General features: G+C 69.6%; 16 protein-coding genes. 9 read left to right on the top strand and 7 right to left on the bottom strand.

Annotated features, from left to right (window positions below; genetic code table 11):
* The first annotated feature begins 127 nt into the window (after nucleotides 1–127).
* The 4 genes from hemP (at nucleotide 128) to AC1PMG_RS17635 (ending at nucleotide 4,311) form a co-directional block, all read left to right on the top strand.
* Complete coding sequence (gene hemP, locus AC1PMG_RS17650; protein ID WP_017907561.1) at nucleotides 128–328, top strand: hemin uptake protein HemP; 201 nt, start codon at nucleotides 128–130, stop codon at nucleotides 326–328.
* 175 nt (nucleotides 329–503) lie between these two features.
* Nucleotides 504–2,729 (top strand): TonB-dependent hemoglobin/transferrin/lactoferrin family receptor, encoded by a 2,226-nt coding sequence (locus AC1PMG_RS17645; RefSeq protein WP_481109707.1) that lies wholly within the window; start codon nucleotides 504–506, stop codon nucleotides 2,727–2,729.
* 6 nt (nucleotides 2,730–2,735) lie between these two features.
* Nucleotides 2,736–3,323, top strand: a complete 588-nt coding sequence (locus AC1PMG_RS17640; protein ID WP_267093524.1) for a Hemin transport protein — start codon at nucleotides 2,736–2,738, stop codon at nucleotides 3,321–3,323.
* Between the two features lie 49 nt (nucleotides 3,324–3,372).
* Complete coding sequence (locus AC1PMG_RS17635; protein ID WP_481109706.1) at nucleotides 3,373–4,311, top strand: DUF6607 family protein; 939 nt, start codon at nucleotides 3,373–3,375, stop codon at nucleotides 4,309–4,311.
* A gap of 216 nt (nucleotides 4,312–4,527) precedes the next feature.
* On the opposite strand, the gene AC1PMG_RS17630 is transcribed toward AC1PMG_RS17635, so the two are convergent.
* Together AC1PMG_RS17630 and AC1PMG_RS17625 are read right to left on the bottom strand one after the other, a co-directional pair.
* Nucleotides 4,528–7,011: an ABC transporter permease gene (locus AC1PMG_RS17630; protein WP_481109705.1), complete on the bottom strand. Its 2,484-nt coding sequence runs from the start codon at nucleotides 7,009–7,011 to the stop codon at nucleotides 4,528–4,530.
* On the bottom strand, nucleotides 7,008–7,610 hold the full coding sequence (locus AC1PMG_RS17625; protein ID WP_481109704.1) for an ABC transporter ATP-binding protein: 603 nt from the start codon (nucleotides 7,608–7,610) through the stop codon (nucleotides 7,008–7,010). The genes AC1PMG_RS17630 and AC1PMG_RS17625 overlap by 4 nt, the downstream gene beginning before the upstream one ends.
* 109 nt (nucleotides 7,611–7,719) lie before the next feature.
* Here AC1PMG_RS17625 and AC1PMG_RS17620 point away from each other — a divergent pair, with 109 nt between their 5' ends.
* The 3 genes from AC1PMG_RS17620 (at nucleotide 7,720) to AC1PMG_RS17610 (ending at nucleotide 10,589) form a co-directional block, all read left to right on the top strand.
* Nucleotides 7,720–8,394 carry an arylesterase gene (locus AC1PMG_RS17620; RefSeq protein ID WP_081616517.1) on the top strand — a complete coding sequence of 225 codons (675 nt, stop codon included), beginning with the start codon at nucleotides 7,720–7,722 and terminating at the stop codon, nucleotides 8,392–8,394.
* 92 nt (nucleotides 8,395–8,486) lie between these two features.
* Nucleotides 8,487–9,200, top strand: a complete 714-nt coding sequence (locus AC1PMG_RS17615; protein ID WP_003481607.1) for a response regulator transcription factor — start codon at nucleotides 8,487–8,489, stop codon at nucleotides 9,198–9,200.
* A 108-nt stretch (nucleotides 9,201–9,308) separates the two neighbouring features.
* Complete coding sequence (locus tag AC1PMG_RS17610; protein WP_481109703.1) at nucleotides 9,309–10,589, top strand: sensor histidine kinase; 1,281 nt, start codon at nucleotides 9,309–9,311, stop codon at nucleotides 10,587–10,589.
* Nucleotides 10,590–10,710: 121 nt separating this feature from the next.
* Here AC1PMG_RS17610 and AC1PMG_RS17605 read toward each other — a convergent pair whose 3' ends face one another.
* The 5 genes from AC1PMG_RS17605 to AC1PMG_RS17585 form a co-directional block, all read right to left on the bottom strand.
* Nucleotides 10,711–11,883, bottom strand: coding sequence for an efflux RND transporter periplasmic adaptor subunit (locus AC1PMG_RS17605; protein ID WP_481109702.1), 1,173 nt, complete (start codon nucleotides 11,881–11,883; stop codon nucleotides 10,711–10,713).
* Nucleotides 11,873–15,085, bottom strand: coding sequence for an efflux RND transporter permease subunit (locus AC1PMG_RS17600; RefSeq protein WP_481109701.1), 3,213 nt, complete (start codon nucleotides 15,083–15,085; stop codon nucleotides 11,873–11,875). The genes AC1PMG_RS17605 and AC1PMG_RS17600 overlap by 11 nt, the downstream gene beginning before the upstream one ends.
* A 235-nt stretch (nucleotides 15,086–15,320) precedes the next feature.
* Nucleotides 15,321–16,730, bottom strand: coding sequence for a HAMP domain-containing sensor histidine kinase (locus AC1PMG_RS17595; protein ID WP_481109700.1), 1,410 nt, complete (start codon nucleotides 16,728–16,730; stop codon nucleotides 15,321–15,323).
* Complete coding sequence (locus AC1PMG_RS17590) at nucleotides 16,708–17,391, bottom strand: response regulator transcription factor (protein ID WP_010342210.1); 684 nt, start codon at nucleotides 17,389–17,391, stop codon at nucleotides 16,708–16,710. Before AC1PMG_RS17590 ends, AC1PMG_RS17595 begins: the two co-directional genes overlap by 23 nt.
* A gap of 109 nt (nucleotides 17,392–17,500) precedes the next feature.
* Nucleotides 17,501–18,217 (bottom strand): SGNH/GDSL hydrolase family protein, encoded by a 717-nt coding sequence (locus AC1PMG_RS17585; RefSeq protein ID WP_481109699.1) that lies wholly within the window; start codon nucleotides 18,215–18,217, stop codon nucleotides 17,501–17,503.
* 188 nt (nucleotides 18,218–18,405) lie between these two features.
* On the opposite strand from AC1PMG_RS17585, the gene AC1PMG_RS17580 reads away from it, so the two are divergent.
* Both AC1PMG_RS17580 and AC1PMG_RS17575 read left to right on the top strand, forming a co-directional pair.
* Nucleotides 18,406–18,786 (top strand): diacylglycerol kinase, encoded by a 381-nt coding sequence (locus AC1PMG_RS17580; RefSeq protein WP_010342212.1) that lies wholly within the window; start codon nucleotides 18,406–18,408, stop codon nucleotides 18,784–18,786.
* Between the two features lie 39 nt (nucleotides 18,787–18,825).
* Nucleotides 18,826–19,575, top strand: coding sequence for a TerC family protein (locus tag AC1PMG_RS17575; RefSeq protein WP_010342213.1), 750 nt, complete (start codon nucleotides 18,826–18,828; stop codon nucleotides 19,573–19,575).
* Nucleotides 19,576–19,627 lie beyond the last annotated feature (52 nt).

Below are 19,627 nucleotides of genomic sequence, written 5' to 3'. Positions count from 1 at the left end.
GATCTTTGGAATCTTTCGTGGTCGGATTTTCGATTCGGGATTGCGAATCGAATCGGGCGAGAATGGGTCTTGACTAAGTATTGAGAATCATTATCATCTCGATGCACCCCGTGGATGGAGTTCGACCATGACCGCTCAACCCGTGCTGTTGCGTCACCCCGAGACCCTGAGCCTGCGCGAGCGCACCGTGCCGCGCGCCGTGCCGGCCGAAGAAACCATCAGCAGCCAGGCGCTGCTCAAGGGCCGCCGCGAAGTGCTGATCCAGCACGGCGACCGCGTCTATCGTCTGCGCCACACCAGCAACGACAAGCTGATCCTGACCAAGTAATGCCCTCCGGCCGCCGCGCGCGGCCGGTCTCCCCGCTCGATCTGCCGCCACCTGGCCGACGCCCCTGCGCGCCGGCCGCGGCCGCCTCGCAGTCGCGATCCTTCTCTCCCCCTCGGCCAGGCGCGGACCCCGCGCCGTGCCGGTCGAGGGTCTTACGCGACCACCGATGCTCCCCATGTTCCGTACCGCCCCGCTCACCGGCGCGCTGTGGCTGGCCCTGGCCGCCTGCGCGCATGCCGCTCCCGCACCCGCCTCTGCCTCCGACGCTGACGACGCCGCCAGTGCGGCGGCCGCCACCCGCGATTTCGATCGCCTGCAGGTCACCGCCACACGCACCCAGCGCGCCATCGTCGACGTGCCCGGCAGCGTCGACGTGATCGATCGCGAACAGATGGACCGCACGTTGGTTCATGACCTGAAGGATCTGCTGCGCTACACGCCCGGCGTGTCCGCCACCGGCAACAGCGGCCGCTTCAGCGGCATCGGTGGCATCCGTATCCGCGGTCTCGACGGCAACCGCGTGCTGATCCAGACCGATGGCATCCCGGTCTCGGACACCTTCAGCTTCGGCAGCTACCTCAACGCCAACCGCAACTTCGTCGACATGGACACGCTCAAGCGCGTGGAGATCGTGCGCGGCCCGGCCAGCGCGCTGTACGGTTCGGATGCGCTCGGTGGCGTGGTCGCCTACGTCACCAAGGATCCGGCCGACTACCTGGCGCCGGGCAAGGACAGCTACGTGGGCCTGAAGTTCGGCTACGAGAGCGAGTGGAAGGGACTGTTCGCCGGCGCGCTGGTCGCCTTCGGCGGCGAGCGCTGGAGCGGCATGGCCGCGGTCAGCCATCGCCAGGGCCAGGAAAGCGAAACCCAGGGCGACAACCGCAGCATCGGCGCCGCCCGCACCGCGCCCAATCCGCTCAGCAGCGACGGCCGCAGCCTGCTCAGCAAGCTGGTCTACGCGCCCAGCGCCAACCAGCGCTGGACGCTGACCGTGGAAGGCAACGAGGACTACTCGCGCATCGATGCGCTGAGCAACGTCACCGCCAGCATCCTCTCGCAGCGCGGCCGCGACCATCAGACCCGCGCCCGCGTGTCGCTGGGACACGCGGCAGACCAGCTCGACACGCTGCTCGCCGACGACCTGCAGTGGCAGCTGTACCGCCAGGACAGCCAGAGCCTGCAGCGCACCGACGAACGCCGCAGCAACGGCACGCAGCGGCACATGGAGCACGACTTCGACCAGCGCCTGTACGGGCTGCAGGCGAATCTGCACAAGCGGGTCGATCAGGGGCGCGTCGTGCACGACATCAGCTACGGCATCGATCTGTCGCACACCGACACCCACGAAAAGCGCGACGGCCACACGCTGAACCTGCGCACCGGCGCGATCAGCAAGACCGTGGGCATGGAGACCTTCCCGGTCCGCGACTTCCCGATCACCGAGACGCTCAAGGCCGGCGCCTACCTGCAGGACGAGATCGCGCTGGCCGATGGCCGCTTCAGCCTGACCCCGGCGCTGCGTGCCGACTACTACCGGCTGTCGCCGCAGGTCGATGCGATCTTCGCCACCGACAATCCCGGCGTGGCAGCGAAGAAGATCAGTGACCGCAACGTCTCGCCCAAGCTCGGCGCGATCTGGCGCCTGGACGACGCCTGGTCGCTGTACGCCAACTATGCGCACGGCTTTCGCGCGCCTCCGTACAACGACGTCAATATCGGCTTCACCAACCTGCTGATCGGCTACACCGCGATCGCCAATCCCGACCTGAAGCCGGAGACCAGCCGCGGCGCGGAGTTGGGCGTGCGCTACGCCGGTCCGGCCGTCTACGTCGGCCTGAGCGCCTACCGCAACGCCTACCGCGATTTCATCGAGTCCTACCGCTTCGTCGGCTTCAACGCCGACGGCCTGATGCTGTATCAATCGCGCAACGTCGATCGGGTGACCATCCGCGGCGTGGAGGCCAAGGCCGGCATCGACTTCGGCGCACTCGATGCGCGCTGGAGCGGCTGGTCGCTGCAGGCCAGCGCGGCCTATGCGCGCGGCGACAACCGCACCGACGGCACGCCGCTCAATTCGGTGGATCCGCTGCGCGGCGTGCTCGGCCTGGGCTACGACCGCAGCACCTGGGGCGCGCAACTGGTCGCTACCGCGGTGGCGAAGAAGCGCCGGCCGGAACTGCCGACCTACTACACGCCGGCCGGCTACGCGACGCTGGACTTGCTCGCGCACTGGCACTTCACCGAAGGTGCGCGGCTCGACGTGGGCGTGTTCAACCTGGCCGACCGCCGCTACATCGACTGGAACATGCTGCCAGGCGCGACCTTGGCCAGCAGCAGCGTGCTCGACCGCTACACCGGCGCAGGGCGCAACGTCTCGGTCAGCCTGGCGCTGGACTGGTAGCCGCACATGCGCACGGCCGCGCCAGCGCGTACCGGCCCGGAGCGGATCGCCGCGCCGCTGCCGCGCCCGGCGCAGCTGGCCGCACTGGGCACGGTGTTGTGCCTGTACCGCGCCCACACCGGCGCCGAACTGATCGGCTGGCGCCACGCCTGCAGCGTGGCCGCGCACCTGGACGTGGACAGCGATGGCGTGCTGGAGAGCCTGCGCTTCTACGACCGCCAACACCAATGCTGCTGGCGCCTGTACCTGCTGCCCGACAGCGATTTCGTCGCCTGGGACATGCTGCTGTCGGCGTTGCCCGCGGCGCAGGATGCCGCCGATGGCGGCGTCGCCGAACGGCTGTGGCGGCGCGTTGCCGGCCGCCTGCGCGGCGATGGCTGGCATGCGCGGGCGCTGCGCCTGCACGCGGCCGATGGCGTGCTGGCGGCCAGCGTCGCCGGCGTGTCGCCGCTCGGTGCCAGCATCGCCCGCCGCATCGCGCGCCTGGAGGCGGCCGAGGGCGATGTGCTGGTCGACGACTGCTGTTGCGCCCGCGCCGGACGCCCTGCGCCGCGCCCCGATCCCGACCGGCCGTGGCCGCTGCTGCGGTTGTGAGCGGTCGATGGCGTCTCCTCGTTTCCCGTCACTACCTATACACCTCTCGATGATGAAAGCCTCGCCCCTGTTCTGCGCCCTGCTGCTTGCCGGCAGCCTTCCCGTCCATGCCGAAACCGCCGATCCGGCACGCGACCGCGCCAGCATCCTGGCGATGCAGGGCGAGTACACGGTGGCGTTCGCCTTCGACGAGACCGTGCTGCTGCAACCCGGCTACGTGCGCGCCGCACCGATGCGCAGCGGTGGCGACGAAGTGGTGATCGTGGTCGAGGACAGTCCGCGCAAGGTGGTGCTGCAGCATCTGCTGGTGGAGCCCAAGAGCGGCCACGTGACCAAGCACTGGCGCCAGGACTGGATCTACGAGGCGCCGCAGCGCTTCGAGTTCAGCGCCGACCAGACCTGGCAGGTGCGCCCGCTCGACGCCGCGACCACCCGTGGCGCCTGGACCCAGTGCGTGTACGAGGTCAGCGACGCGCCGCGCTATTGCGGCACCGGGCGCTGGGACTACGCCGATGGCCATCCGACATGGACCAGCGACCTGAGCTGGCGCCCGTTGCCGCGCCGCGAGTACACCAAGCGCAGCGACTACAACGCGCTGGCGGTGATCAACCGGCACACGCTGACCCCGGCCGGCTGGACCCACGAGCAGTTCAACACCAAGGTGCTGCGCAAGCCCGATGGCAGTCAGCAGGCCATCGCCCGCGAGTTCGGCTTCAACGACTACGTCAAGACCACGGCCGTCGACTTCGCCCCGGCCTACGCCTACTGGAAGGCCACCCAGGGCTACTGGGCCAGGGTGCGCGCGCGCTGGGACGGCCTGCTCGGCAAGCCGCCGGGCGTGCAGCTGAAGACCAAGGTCGACGGCATGGCGATCATCGTGCCGCTGTTCGGCCAGGCCGAGGCGGTGCAGCAGGGCAAGCCGGTCAGCGATGCGCAACTCGATGCGGTGTTCGCGCAATGGACGGCGCCGGCACCGGCCGCGCGCTGAGCACAGCGCCGGCGACACAGCCAGGGTGGGGAAGGCGGCCGGGATGGCGCCTTCCCCTTTTTTCTTGCGCGTGTCGCGTCCTTTCGATACACCTTTCCGAGGCACGACACGCGTTGCGGCCATCGTCGCCACGGACTGCCGTCGAGCGCCGGCGGCGACAGCATCACATGTCGCGCTCCTCCAATCCCAAATCCCGATTCCCCACTCCCGGCTCCTTCACTGCTCGCGTAAGGCCAGCGCCGGCGGCGTGCGCAGAATGCGGCGCGTCCCCGACCAGCCGGCGAGCAGGCTCAGTGCCACGCCGCCCAGGCCGCCGAGCAGCAGCGGCGGCCACGGCGGCGACAGCGCGAGGTCGAAGGCCTGCTTGGCCACCACCACGCCGATGATCGCCGCCGCGCCCACCGCGAGGATGGCCGCGAGCAGGCCTAGCGCGCCGAACTCCACCAGCACCGCGCCGCGCAATTGCCCGCGCCGCGCGCCCAGGGTGCGCAGCACTGCGCTGTCGTAACGACGCTCGCCGGCGGTGGCCTGCAGGGCGGCCAGCAGCACCAGTGCGCCGGCCAGCAGGCTGAAGCCCATCACCAGTTGCACCGCCTGGGCGACGCGGTCGATGACCTCGCGCACGCGCTGCAGGATCGCGTCGATGTCCAGCAGCGACACGTTCGGATAGGCGCGGCTGAGCCCGCTCAGTTGCGCGGCCGAGGCGCGCGGCAGATGGAAGGCGGAAATCAGGTTGTACGGGGCATCCTGCACCGCACCGGCGTTGAGCAGCAGGAAGAAGTTGACCCGGAACGAATCCCAGTCGGCCTTGCGCACATTGGTGACGGTGAAGCTGCGCTGCTGGTCGCCGAGCAGCAGGGTGATGCGGTCGCCGAGCTTGAGCCCGTAGCGCTGCGCCCAGCCTTCCTCCACCGAGGCTTCGGCGGCGGTGCTGTCGGCGGCCCAGAAGCGTCCGGACAGCAGCCGGTTGGCGGCGGGGAACTCGTGCCGCCAGGAGAAGTTGATCGGCCGGTCGCTGCCGTCGCCATCGTCGTCCGGACCCTGCTCGCGGCGCTGCGGCGGCTTGCCGTTGATCGCCACCAGCTTGCCGGTACTGAACGGCTCCACCGCCGCATCGGCGACGCCGAGCGTGCGCAAGGTGCCGAGCACCTGGTCGGCCTGGTCGGGCTGGATGTTCATCAGGAAGTAGTTCGGCGTGTCCGCCGGCAGCCGGTCGCGCCACTGCCCGAGCAGGCCGGGGCCGATCACCGCCAGCAACAGCAGGGCGCACAGCGACAGCGACAGGCCCACCAGTTGCACCACGCTCAGCGCGCGGCGCCGGGTCAGCGCCGCCAGGCCCAGTTTCCACGGTCCGCGCAGCCGCCCCTGCAGCCGCCGCAGCACCGCCAGCAGTACGCCGCCGACCGCCGCGGCCAGCGCCGCCAGCAGAGTCAGGCCGCCCAGCACCCAGGCCGCCAGCACGCCGTCGCCGGTGGCATACACCGCCAGCACCACGGTGGCGACCAGGGCTGCGGCGTAGACCAGCAGCGAGGTCGGCGGCAGCGCGGCGAAGCTGCGGTTGAGCACGCGCATCGGCGGCACGTCGCGCAGGCGCAGCAGCGGCGGCAGGCCGAAGCCGAGCAGCAGCAACAGGCCGATGCCGGCGCCGGCCAGCGCCGGCGTGGCCTGCGGCAGCGGCAGGCGGTCGGGAATCAGGCTGCCCAGCGCTTCGACCAGACCGACCTGGGCCAGCATGCCCAGGCCCACGCCGAGCGCGCAGGCGGGGATCGCCAGCAGCAGCAACTGCACCGCCAGCGCACCGAGGATGTCGCGTTGGCGCGCGCCGAGGCAGCGCAAGACCGCGACCTGGTCGATGCGGCGCAGGGCGAAGCGGTTGGCCGCCAGCGCGGTGGCGACGCCGGCCAGCAGCACCGCCAGCAACGCGGCCAGGGCCAGGAAGCGCCCGGCGCGGTCGAAGGCGCCACGCACGCCGCGCTGGGTGTCCTCGATGCCGACCAGGCGGTAGGCCTTGGCGCGCGGCGCCAGCCATTCGCGCAGGGCGGCGATCTCGCCGGGCGCGCCGGCGAACATCAGTCGATAGGAGGCGCGGCTGCCGGGGCCGAGCAGGCCGGCGGCATCGACGTCGGCGCGGTTGACCAGCAGCGGCGGCGACAACTGCATCAGCTCGCCGGAGGCATCCGGTTCGGCGCGCAGCACCCGGGTCACGCGCAGCGTGCCGGCGCCGAACTCCAGCGCGTCGCCGAGCTTCAGCCCCAGCGCTTCGAGCAGGCGCGGATCGGCATAGGCCTCGCCGCGCGGCGGCGGCCCGGCGCGTTCGCTGCCGGCGCCGACGGTGTCGCGCGCGACCAGCAACTCGCCGCGCAGCGGGTAGCCCGCGCCCACTGCCTTGATGTTGGCCATCTGGCTGGCGTCGCCATGGAACAGCACGCTGGGAAAACTGACCATGCGCGTGCTGCGCAGGCCGCGCCGCTGCGCCTCCTCGGCGAAGGCGGCGGGGATGTCCTGGCGTCCGCTGACGCCGAGGTCGCCGCCGATCACTTCAGCCGCGCTGCCGGTCAGCGCCAGGGTCACCCGGTCGACCAGGGTGCCGACCGCGGTCATCACCGCCACGCCGAGCACCAGCGCGGCGAACACGGTCAGCAGATCGCCGGCGAACAGCTCGCGGCGCAGTGCGCGCGCGGCGTGGCGCAGCACGTTCATGCGGCATCCGCCGCGTCGGCGGCGCGCAGGCGGCCACCGTCGAGCCGGTAGCGGTGTTCGCAGCGCTGCGCCAGGCGCATGTCGTGGGTGACCAGCACCAGGGTGGTGTCGCTGCCTTCGTTGAGCGCGAACAGCAGGTCGCTGATCTGTTGTCCGGTGGTCTGGTCGAGGCTGCCGGTGGGCTCGTCGGCGAACAGGATCCGCGGCCGCGCCACGAACGCGCGCGCCAGCGCCACGCGCTGCTGCTCGCCGCCGGACAGTTGCCGCGGGTAGTGCCGCGCCCGCGCGCTCAGCCCGACCGCTTCCAGCACCTCGCGCACCCGCGCCGGATCCTCGCGTCCGGCCAACTCCAGCGGCAGCGCGATGTTTTCTGCCGCGGTCAGCGACGGCAGCAGGTGAAAGCTCTGGAAGACGAAGCCGACCTCGCGCGCGCGCAGCGCGGCGCGCGCTTCCTCGTCCAACGCATTGAGCGACTGCCCGGCTAGCACGATCTCCCCGCGCGTGGGCAGGTCGAGGCCGGCCAGCAAGCCGAGCAGGGTGGTCTTGCCGGAGCCGGAGGCGCCGACGATGGCGACGCTGTCGCCTTCACCGATGGTCAATCCGACCTTGTCGAGAATGTGGACCGTACCCTCCGGTCCGCTGACGGATTTGCCGACATCGCGTACGTCGATGGCGATGCTGGCGCGAAGCGTGGGGGCCTGACTGTCGATGAGGGAATCTCCAATGCGTGGCGACGAGACGAGAAGCAAGCGGGCCTGGATGCGCCGCGCCTGGCTGCTGCTGGCATGGTGGGTGCTGCTGCCCGCCATCGCCTGTGCCAAAGGTGCGACGGGGCCGGTGCTGGTGCTCGGCGACAGCCTCAGCGCGGCGCACAACATCCCGGTGCAGTCCGGCTGGGTGGCCTTGCTGGACAAGCGCCTGCAACAACAGATGCGGGCGCCACCGGCGGTGGTCAATGCCAGCATCAGCGGCGAGACCTCGTCCGGCGCGCTGACCCGCCTGCCGGCGCTGCTGCAGAAGCATCGGCCGTCGGTGGTGGTCATCGAACTGGGCGGCAACGACGCATTGCGCGGGCTGAGCCCGGCCGAACTACGTGGCAACCTGGAGAAGATGATCGTGCTGAGCCGTGACGCCGGTGCGAAGGTGCTGTTGCTGGGCATCGACGTGCCGCCGAACTACGGACCGGGCTACCGGCAGCGCCTGCGCGCGGTCTATGCGGACCTGGCCAAGCAGTACCGGACCGGCCTGCTGCCGTTCCTGCTGGAGGGCGTGGCGCTGAATCCGTCGCTGATGCAGGGCGATGGCCTGCACCCCACGGCCGCGGCCCAGCCGAAGGTGCTGGACAATGTCTGGCCTCAGCTCAAGCCATTGATCGCGCAGTAGTTTTTTTGTTGCTCAGGCAGATGAAGCGGTCTTCACGCCGCCACCACCGCACATCCGGCATGTTTCACAAAGCTGAAGACTGAGGAAGCGTTATGCGTCAGACCAAGGAAACATCCGGGCTCGTGCTGGTCGTGGAAGACAACCGCAATATTTCCGAGATGATCGGCGAGTATCTGGAAGGCCGCGGGTTCGAAGTGGATTACGCCTGCGATGGCCTGGACGGCTACCGCCTGGCGGCGGAGAACAGCTACGACGTGGTGGTGCTGGACCTGATGCTGCCGCGTCTGGACGGCATCGAAGTGTGCCGCCGCCTTCGCAACGACGCGCGCAAGTCGACCCCGGTGCTGATGCTGACCGCGCGCGACACGCTCGACGACAAGCTCACCGGCCTGGGCTTCGGTGCCGACGATTACCTGACCAAGCCGTTCGCGATCCAGGAACTGGAAGCCCGCCTGCGTGCCCTGATCCGCCGCGAGCGCCGCCAGGTCGGCTCGGAAGTGCTGAAGGTGGCCGACCTGGTGCTGGATCCGGTGAGCATGCGTGCCACCCGCGCCGGCACCGAACTGCAGCTGTCGCCGATCGGCCTGCGCCTGCTGACCATCCTGATGCGCGAATCGCCGCGCGTGGTCACCCGCCAGGAGATCGAGCGCGAGATCTGGGGCAATGGCCTGCCGGACTCGGACACCCTGCGCAGCCACCTGTACAACCTGCGCAAGATCATCGACAAGCCGTTCGACCGCCCGCTGCTGCACACCGTGCAGAGCGCCGGCTACCGCATCGCCGACATCGCCCAGCCGATGAGCTGAGGCAACGCCCGATCGTGGACCCCGCAGCGGCCCCGGTGAACGGGGCCGCTTGCACGAAAGGCTCACGATCGGCCTTCCTATAATCGCGGCAACGATCACGGATGCCGTATGCCGCACGGGTTGCCGCGCAAACTTCGCCTCGCCCTGATCGCCCGCATCGTGTTTGCGGGCTGTGCGGTCACGCTTGCCAGTTATCTGGCGGTCGCGATCGTGCAGCACTCGCTGGTCGGCTCGATCCTGAAGCAGGAGGCGCGCTACTACTGGCGCCTGCGCGCGCAACTGCCGCAGCAGCCGCCGCCCAATAGCCACAGCCTGCGCGGTTATCTGGTGCCGGCCGGGCAATCCGATGCGGCGGTGCCTGCCGACCTGCGCGGGCTGGCGCCCGGCCTGCACGAAGATCGCCCCGGCGGCGAGATGGTCCTGGTCGATCAGACCGAGAATGGGCGCCTGTACCTGGTGTTCCTCCGCGCACCTGCGCAGCGGCTGGCGTTCTGGTTCGGCGTGGTGCCGACGTTGCTCACCCTGATCGCGGTGCTGGTGGTGGCCTGGCTGACCTGGCGGGTGTCGCGGCGCTTGCTGTCGCCGATGAACTGGCTGGCGCGGCGGGTGTCGCGCTGGGATCCACGGCATCCAGCCGCCGCCGAACTGGCCCCGGAAAACCTGCCGGCCGACGTACAGGGCGAGGCGCGGCAACTGGCCGCCGCCCTGCATGCGCTGGCCCTGCGTGTCACCGACCACGTCGCCCGCGAACGCAACTTCACCCGCGATGCCAGCCACGAACTGCGCACGCCGCTGACGGTGATCCGGGTCGCCACCGACATCGCCATGACCGAGCAGGAACTGCCGCCGCGCCTGCAGCGCAGCTTGCAGCGGATCCAGCGCGCCGGTCGCGACATGGAGGCGGTGATCGACGCCTTCCTGATCCTGGCGCGGGAAGCGGACGTGGTGCCGCAGAGCGAACTCTTCGAGATCGCCGACGTGGTCGCCTACGAGGCCGAGAACGCGCGCGAACTGCTGGTGGGCAAGCCGGTGACCCTGAGCGTGCGCGTGCTGGCCTCGGCGACACTGCATGCGCCGCCGCGCGTGCTGCATGTGGTGGTCAGCAACCTGCTGCGCAACGCCTGCAGCTACACCGACGCCGGGCGCATCGAGGTCGAGGTCGAGGCCGACCGCATCCGCATCCGCGACACCGGCATCGGCATGTCCGAGGACGCCTTGCGGCACGCCTTCGAGCCGTTCTTCCGCGCCGAGCCGGAGCGCCCGCAAGGGGCGGGGCTGGGTCTGTCGATCGTGCGCCGGCTGTGCGAGCGCTTCGGTTGGCAGGTCGCGCTGGAAAGCGCGGAGGGCGGCGGCATTCTCGCCACAGTGCGGTTCGCCCCGGCGGCGTGAGCGACGGCAGGTCCGTGTCGCAGGTCCGTGTCGGCGCAGGCCGGCAACCTGGTGCTGGCCTGTGCCGGCTCAACGCACCGCAACGGCCGGCGTTCTTCAGGAGGCCGCCGGCCGGTCGTATTCACGCCTTGGCGTGTCCGCCATCCGCCTTCGGCGCGCTGATGCGTACCTTGTCGCCGTCGGTCAGGCCGTCCGGCGGGCTTTCGATCAGGCGGTCGCCGGCGGCGATGCCCGAGCCGAGCTGCACGGTCTTGCCGAAGTCGCGGGCGATGGTCACGGGCTTGAAGGCGACCGTGTCGTGCGCGTCGACCACCGCCACGCGCAGGCCTTTGTCGTCGAACACCAGCGCGCTGGCCGGGACCCGCACCAGCTTCGCGTCGGCCGGCAGATCGAAGCGCACGCTGGCGTAGCCGCCCGGCATCAGCCGGCCGTCCTGATTGTCCACGGCGACCTGGACCAGGGTGGTGCCCGAGGCGGCGTTGACCGCCCCCGACGCGCTGTCGACGACGCCGCTGAAGGTCTGCCCCGGATACTCCGGCACGGTCAGCGTCACCGTGCTGCCGGCGCGCACCGACGGCGCATCGCTCTGCGGCACGTTCACGTACATGCGCAGCTTGTGCGTGTCCGACACGACGAACAGTTCCTGGCCGCCGCCGCCGGCGTTGATCAGCGCGCCGACATCGGTCTCGCGCGCGGTGACGGTGCCGTCGAACGGCGCCACCAGCCTGGCGAAGCCCTTCAACGCTTCCAGGCGCTCGAGGTTGGCCTGTGCAGACTGGGCAAGGGCGCGCTTGGCGTCGTAGTCGCCGTTCTTCTCGTCCACCGCCTGCTTCGACACCACTTCGGTCTGGCCCATGGTCTGCCAGCGCTTGGCGGTGGTCTGGGCCAGGGCGGCGTTGACCCGGGCGTTGGCCAGGTCGGCCTTGGCCTGAAGCAACTGCTGGTCCAGGTCGGGCGTTTCGATCTCGGCGAGCACGTCGCCGGCCTTCACCTTGGCGCCGATGTCGGCTTTCCACCATTTCAGGTAGCCGCTGGTCCGGGCGAAGATCGGCGCGCGGGCATACGCTTCCAGGCGACCGGGGAGGTTGAGCACGCCGGCGCCCTGCTCGGTGTCCGGGGCCACCACGGTGACCGTCGGCACCGCCTGGTCGTCGGTCCAGGCGCGCAGCCGCTGCGCGTCGCCGGCGCGCGTGGCGATGCCGGCGACGACGATGGCCAGGACCACGATCAAGGCGATGACGCCGGCCAGGCGGAGACGGCGCGGCGAAACGGGGGGCGACAGATCAGGCGACATGCGGGGACGCTCCGGAGGCGTGTGCCGTCGGCGAGGACGGCTGGGAACCACGGCGGTGGATGAGGCTGAAGACGATCGGCACGAAGAACAGCGTGCTGACGGTGGCGAAGATCAGGCCGCCGATGACGGCCCGGCCCAGCGGTGCGTTCTGCTCGCCGCCTTCGCCCAGGCCCAGCGCCATCGGCGCCATGCCGATGATCATCGCCAACGCGGTCATGAGCACAGGGCGGAAGCGCACGAAGCCGCCTTCCAGCGCCGCTTTCGCCGCGTCGCCGTGCTCGGCGAGGCGCTCGCGGCAGAAGCTGACCACCAGGATCGAGTTGGCGGTGGCCACGCCCATGCACATGATCGCGCCGGTGAGCGCGGGCACCGACAGGGTGGTGTGCGTGGCGAACAGCATCCAGACGATGCCGGCGATCGCCGCGGGCAACGCGGTCACGATCACGAACGGATCGCTCCACGACTGGAAGTTGACCACGATCAACAGGTAGATCAGCACGATCGCGCCGAGCAGGCCGAAGATCAGGCCCGCGAACGCCTTGTTCATCGTCTGCACCTGGCCGAGCAGCACCGTGCTGGATCCCTTGGGCAGGAACTTCTGGTCGGCGTCGAGGATCTTCTGGATGTCGGCCGCGACCGCGCCCAGGTCGCGGTCCTGCGGGGAGGCGAAGATGTCCACGGTCGCATTGATGTTGTACTGGCTGACCACCGCATTGGTCGCGGTCCGCGACAGCGTCGCCAGCCCGCCCAGGCTCTGCGCGCCGCCCTGGCCCGCGCTAGGGCTGATCGGCACGTTCTGCAGGTCGGGCAGGCTGTCGAGGCTGTATTGCGGCGTCTGCATCACGATCGGATAGGACACGCCGTTCTGCGGATTCAGCCAGAACGTCGGCGCGATCTGGCTGGAGCCGGCGAGGTTGACGCCCAGGCTGCTGGTGACGTCGCGCTCGGTGATGCCCACCTGTTGCGCGAGGCTGCGGTCCACGTTCACCGCGAAGCCGGGGCTGGACTGCGATTGCTGGATGCGCGCGTCCGCCACGCCCGGGACGCGGCGGATCTCGCGCAGCAGGCGGTTGGCATAGGCGAAATTGGCGGCGAGGTTCGGGCCGCGGATCTGCAGGTCCACCGGTGCTGGCGCGCCGAAGTTCAGGATCTGGCTGATGATGTCGGCCGGCGGAAACGAGAACACCACCGACGGGAACTGCCGCGGCAAGGTCTGGCGCAGCGTGCGCACGTAGTCGGCGGTGGGCGCGTGGCCTTCGCTCAGCGCGATCTGGATGTCGCCGTCCTGCGAGCCGATGGTGCCGGTGTTGTTGTAGGCGTTGTTGATGCCCGAGGACGACAGGCCGATGTTGTCGACGATGCCGGCCAGATCGTGCGGCGGAATGAGCTTGCGCACGGCGCCGGTCACGTCGGCGAACAGGTGCGCGGTTTCCTCGACGCGGGTGCCGACCGGCGCGCGCACGTGCATCAGGATCTGGCCCGAATCCACCGACGGGAAGAAGTTGCGGCCGAGCATCGGCAGCAGCAGGAACGACAGCGCCACGCACAGCATGAAGCCTGGCACGAACATCCTGCGGCGCAGCAGCGCGGTCTCGAGCAGAGCGTAGTAGCCGGCGCGCAGCCGCTCGAAGCGCTTTTCGAAACCGCGCTGGAGGCGCACCAGCGGATTGCGTGACGGCGGCTGGCCATGGCCGTCGCCGTGCATGTCGGTATGCGGCGCATGCGGACGCAACAGGTACTTGGCCATGGTCGGCACCAGCGTGCGCGAAAGGAGGAAGGACGCGATCATCGCGAACATCACCGCTTCGGCCATCGGCACGAACAGGAAGCGCGCCACGCCTTCCAGGAAGAACATCGGCACGAACACGATGCAGATGCACAGCAGCGAGACGAAGGCGGGCGTCACGATCTGCGAGGCACCGTCCAGGATCGCCGTCTCCACCGACTTGCCCTGTTCCAGGTGCCAGTTGATGTTCTCGATGGTCACCGTGGCGTCGTCCACCAGGATGCCCACGGCGAGCGCCAGACCGCCCAGGGTCATGATGTTCAGCGTCTCGCCGATCGCCGACAGCGCGGCGATCGAGCCGAGGATCGCCAGTGGGATCGAGATGGCGATGATCAGCGTCGAACGCCAGCTGCCGAGGAACAGCAGGATCATCAGGCTGGTCAGCGCCGCGGCGATCACGCCTTCGCGCGCCACGCCCTCGATCGCGCCGCTCACGAACAGCGACTGGTCGCCGATGGGAACGATGCGCAGGTCCGGCGGCAGCGCCTCCTTCATCGCCGCGACCCGGTCCTTGATGCCGGCGATGATCGCCAGCGTCGAGGCCGAGCCGTTCTTCATCACCGTCATCAGCACCGAACGGTCGCCGTTGACGTGCACGATGTTGGTCTGCGGCGGCGCGCCGTCGCGGACATGCGCCACGTCGCGGATGAACACCGTGGCGCCGTCGACCGTCTTCACCGGCAGGTTGCCCAGTTCCTGGATGTCCGACGGTGCGTTGTTGAGCTGCAGCGTGTATTCGTACTTGCCGATCTTCTGCGTGCCCACCGGAGTAATGAGGTTCTGCGCCGCCAGCGCATTGGCCACGTCCTGCGCCGAGAGGCCGCGCGCCTGCAGCGCCGGCGGATCGATGTCGATCTGCACCTGGCGGGTCTTGCCGCCGAACGGATACGGGATCGCCGCGCCGGCCACCGAGGTGAGCTGCGGACGGATGATGTTGAGGCCGAGGTCGGCCAGGTTCTGCTCGGTGAGCCCTTTGCCGGACAGCGCCAGCTGGATGATCGGCACCGTGGAGGCGTTGTAGTTGAGGATCAGCGGCGGCGTGGTGCCTTGCGGCAACTGCCGCAGCATGGTCTGCGCCACGGCAGTGACCTGCGCGTTGGCGGTGCGGATGTCGACGTTGGGCTGGAAGAAGATCTTGATGATGCCGAAGCCCTGGATCGACGTGGCCTCGGTGTGCTCGACGTCGTTCACGGTGGTGGTGAGCACGCGTTCGAACGGCGAGCTGACGCGGCCGGCCATCTGGTCGGGCGGCAGGCCGTTGTACTGCCAGACCACGGCGATCACCGGGATCTTGATGTCCGGGAAGATGTCGGTCGGCGTGCGCAATGCGGCGAGCGGACCCACGATCAGGATCAGCAGGGCCAGGACGACGAAGGTATACGGTCGCGTCAGTGCGATCCGGACAAGGCCAATCATTGGAGGAGTGGTTCCGTGCGCGAATGTTGCGTCGCGGCGAATTCTGCCTGCGGCGCGCTTGCTGGCCGCATTAAGATTTATTTAGACAGCCGCCCCAGGGCCGCAAACGCTCGATGGTTCAACGACTTGTACGCAGGTCGGGGCGTGGGCCGCGAGCCGTGTGTCCGGCGCTGCCGGGGCGCGCGCGGGGGCAGGTGGAGAGAGGCGTGCGACCGCGGACCGGGTGTGCCCCGTTTCAGGCAGGGCGGGGCGCGCAGCCGGCAGACGGCGCGGCCGCGGCGGGCGGGCAGAGCAGCGAGAACACCGCTCCGCGCGCGTCGCCGCCCACCTGCAGCGTGTAGCCGTGCAGGCGCACGATGGCGCTGACGATCGCCAAGCCCAGCCCGCAGCCGGGCTTGGCGCGGGTCTGGTCGACGCGGTAGAACCGGCGGAAGATGGTCTGGCGCTCGTCGGGGGCGATGCCGGGCCCGCTGTCGGCGATCTCGAGACGGGCGTTGCCGTCCTGGTCGGTGCCTGCGCGCAGATGGATCGTCCCGCCGTCGGGGGTGAACTTGATGGCATTGCTGACCAGATTGGCCAGCGCCTCGAACAACAGGTGCCGATCGCCGTGCACGGCCGGCAACGGCTCCAGGGCGAGGTCGAAGGTCTGGCCGCGGTCCTCGGCCAAGGGCGCGTAGAAGGCGTGGACCTCGTGCAGCAGAGGCGCAAGGTCGATCGTCGAGAAGCAGGCGCTGCGCTGGCGGTCTTCCAGTTCCGATACGCGCAGCAGCGCGCGGAAACGGGTCAGCACGGTGTCGATCTCGCCCACGCATTCGTCCAGCTGCGCGCCTTCCGGGCGGTCGGCGAACTGCTGCTGCAGCCGGTGCAGGCGCGTGCGCATGCGCGTCAGCGGGGTGCGCAAGTCGTGGGCGATGTTGTCGGTGACGCCCTTCACTTCGCCGAGCAGTCGCTCGACCTCGCCCAGGGTCCTGTTCACCGTGGCCGCCAGCAGATCCACCTCGTCGCCGCGCCGGGACACCGGCAGGCGCACGCTGAGATCGCCACGGTGGATGGGTTGCATGGCCTGCTGGATGGCGCGGATGCGTCGGGCCGGGCCGCGCGCGATGAGCAGGCCGCCGAGCACGCCGGGCAGCAGGGTCAACGACAGGCCCCACAGCAGTCCGCGGTAGATGATCGCGGTCAGTCCGTCGATCACGGTACTGGCCTTCGCCACGACCAGGCGACGGCCGTCCGGGAGTTGCCGGGCGATGCCGCGCGCCCGGGTCTGGCCGCTGCGCCCGCTGCCGATCAGCGTGGCGTTGACCACGCCGACGCTGCCATCGGCGGCCATGTCCCGGGGCACCTCGGCGATGTTGCCCGCGATGCGGCGTCCCTGCGGGTCGAACAGGCCGACCCACATGAAGCCCTGGATGTCGATGGCGTTGGCCTGGCCCACCGTGTCGGCCAGGCGCCTGGGGTCGGTGTGTTCCAGGTAATGGATGCGCGCGACCAGCATCTGGTCGATCACGTGCGAGAGGTAGCGGGTGGACTCCCACTGGACGATGCCCAGCAGCACGATGCACCAGATCGCGAACAGCGACCCGTAGATCAGGATCAGCCGCGAGGTGGCCGACCGCCAGGCGTCACTCAGCGGGACCAAGGACATACCCCGAGCCGCGCATCGTGCGGATGAGCGGCGGCTGGCCGTTGCCGTCGATCTTGCGGCGAAGGCGGCCGATGTGGACGTCGATCACGTTGGTGCCCGGATCGAAATGGAAGCCCCAGACATGCTCGAAGATCATCTGTCGCGTCACCACCTGGCCGGCGTTGCGCATCAGGAATTCGAGCAGGCGGAACTCGGTGGGCAGCAGGGTCAGCGGCTGGCCGTTGCGCAAGGCGTTGTGGCGGACCAGGTCGAGTTCCAGGTCCGCCACGCGCAGGCGGGTTTCGGGCGCGGTCGCGCTGCGGTGGCGGCGCACCAGCACTTCGGCGCGCGCGACCAGTTCGTCGGGCGAGAACGGCTTGGTCAGGTAGTCGTCGCCGCCCGCACGGAGGCCGCGCACGCGCTCGTCCACCTCGGAGAGTGCGCTGATCATCAGCACCGGCGTCTGCACCGCATGCTTGCGCAGTTCGGACACCACGTCGATGCCATCCATGCCCGGCAGCATGCGGTCGAGGGTGATGATGTCGTAGCCATCGGCCAGCGCGCGCTGCAGGCCGTCGCGTCCGTCGGCGATCCAGTCGGCGCTGAAGCCGTGCGCGCCGAGTTCCGCGACGATGTCGCGGGCGGTCACTTCATCGTCTTCGATGACCAGGGCTCTGGGCATCCGGGCTTACTCCAGGCCGGAGACGGCGACGCGCGACTGCCGGCGCGTGCTGGCCGCGCCGGCACGCCCCCGGTCTTCATGCAGGCGCGCAAGGCCGCTCATCGGCGTGTCAGGGGCTCAGGTAGGGCCGCAGGGTGTCGCGCCACAGCGCGTAGCCGGCCGCGTTCATGTGCAGCTTGTCCGGGCCGAACAGCTCGGCGCGCGGCTGCCCGTCGGCGCCCAGCATCGGCGTGTACACGTCGACGAACTGCACCTGCTTCAGGCCGGCGGCGGCCTTGCGGATCAGCGCGTTGGCCTCGGCCATCTTCGGCATCAGCGCCGCGCGCGAGGGGCTGGGCTTGATCGACAGATAGACGATGCGGGTCTTGGGCAGGTCGCGATGCACGCGGGTCACGAAGGCCACGAAGTCGTCGCGCACCTGTTGCGGGCTGCGGCCGCTGTTGAGGTCGTTGTCGCCGGCGTAGAACACGATCAGGCGCGGCTTGTACGGCACCACGATGCGGTCGGCATACCAGGTGCTGTCGCGGATCTCCGAGCCGCCGAAGCCGCGGTTGAGCGTCGGCACGCCCGGAAAATCCGTGGCCAGCGAGGTCCAGAAGCGGATCGAGGAACTGCCGACGAACAGCACGCCACCGGGTTTGACCGGATGCGCGGCATCGTCCTTGGCGAAGCGCGCCATGTCTTCTTCCCAGGCCGCATTGGAGACCTGGTCGGGCACGCTGGGCGGCGGGGGAGGGGTGAGCGCCAGTGCCTGCGACAGGCCGAGCAGGGACAGGCTGAACAGACTCAGGGCGAGCAGCGGTGCGCGCAGCGGCGAACGGGACATGACGCCTCCTCGAAGCAAGGGGATCGGCGATGGTGCCGCAGGCGCCGCATGCAGGCAAATCCGTGGCAATGCCGGCGGTGCCGCGGGGCTTGTGGCAAAATTGCCGCCTATCCCGCTGCGCCTTGCCCATGACCGATTCCTTCCGGCCGTCGTCGTCGCGTCCCCGTTCCCTGGGGCGGGGCTGAGCCGTGGCCGACCAGTTCGGGCATCTGCCGCGTGGGCCGCGCCGCATGCTGATGGCGGCACGCTGGTCGTGGCAGGGGCTGCGCGCGGCCTGGCTGCACGAGTCCTCGTTCCGCCTGGAGGTGTGCCTGTTCCTGATCCTGGCGCCGCTGGCGCTGTGGCTGGGGCAGGGGCCCGTGCAGCAGGTGCTGATGATCGGCTCGCTGCTGCTGGTGCTGGCGGTGGAACTGCTCAATTCGGCGATCGAAGCGGTGATCGAGCGCTACGGCCCTGAGCATCACGAACTGGCCGGCCGCGCCAAGGACATGGGCTCGGCCGCGGTCTTCGTGATGCTGGCCAACGTGGTGCTGTGCTGGGGCCTGATCCTGCTGCCGCGCCTGCTGTGATCGCCGCCCGTTTCTTCTTCTGTTAAAGGATCCGACGCCATGGCCCTCGAGTTTCTCGCCGACCCCAACACCTGGCTGACGCTGTTGACGCTGAGTGCGTTGGAGATCGTGCTGGGCATCGACAACCTGGTGTTCATCTCCATCGCGGTGGGCAAGCTGCCGGAAGCGCAGCGCCCGGCCGCGCGCAAGTTCGGCATCGCGGTGGCGTGCCTGACCCGCATCGCGCTGCTGGTGTCGCTGGCGTTCCTGGCGCGCATGCAGGGCGAGCTGTTCAGTGTCGCCGGCATGGGCATCTCGATCCGCGACCTGGTGCTGATCGTCGGCGGCCTGTTCCTGCTGGTGAAGGGCACCATGGAGATCCGCGAGCTGATCACCGGCGGCGAGGACGAAGACCCCACCACCAGCAAGGCGTCGGGCGTGTTCTGGATGGTGATCGCGCAGATCGCGGTGATCGACATCGTGTTCTCGCTGGATTCGGTGATCACCGCGGTGGGCATGGCCCAGCACATCCCGGTGATGATCGCCGCGGTGCTGCTGGCGGTGGCGGTGATGCTGCTGGCGGCCAACCCTCTGGGGCGTTTCATCGACGCCAACCCGACGGTGAAGATGCTGGCGCTGGCCTTCATCCTGATGATCGGCGTGGTGCTGATCCTGGACGGCCTGGACGTGCACGTGCCCAAGCCCTACATCTACGCGGCGATGGGCTTCTCGGTGCTGGTGGAGTGGCTGAACCTGCTGATGCGCCGCCGCGCGGCCGCGCACCAGGTGCCCGGCGCCGGCAAGTGGTGAGCCACCACTGAGGTCGGCTGCGTTTTCACCGGCGGCGTGGCAAGCTGCGCGC

It is taken from the genome of Xanthomonas sp. NCPPB 2250 (genome assembly GCF_056725265.1).
Note: the sequence above shows the minus strand (reverse complement) of the source record. Positions and strands in the feature narration are given on the sequence as shown.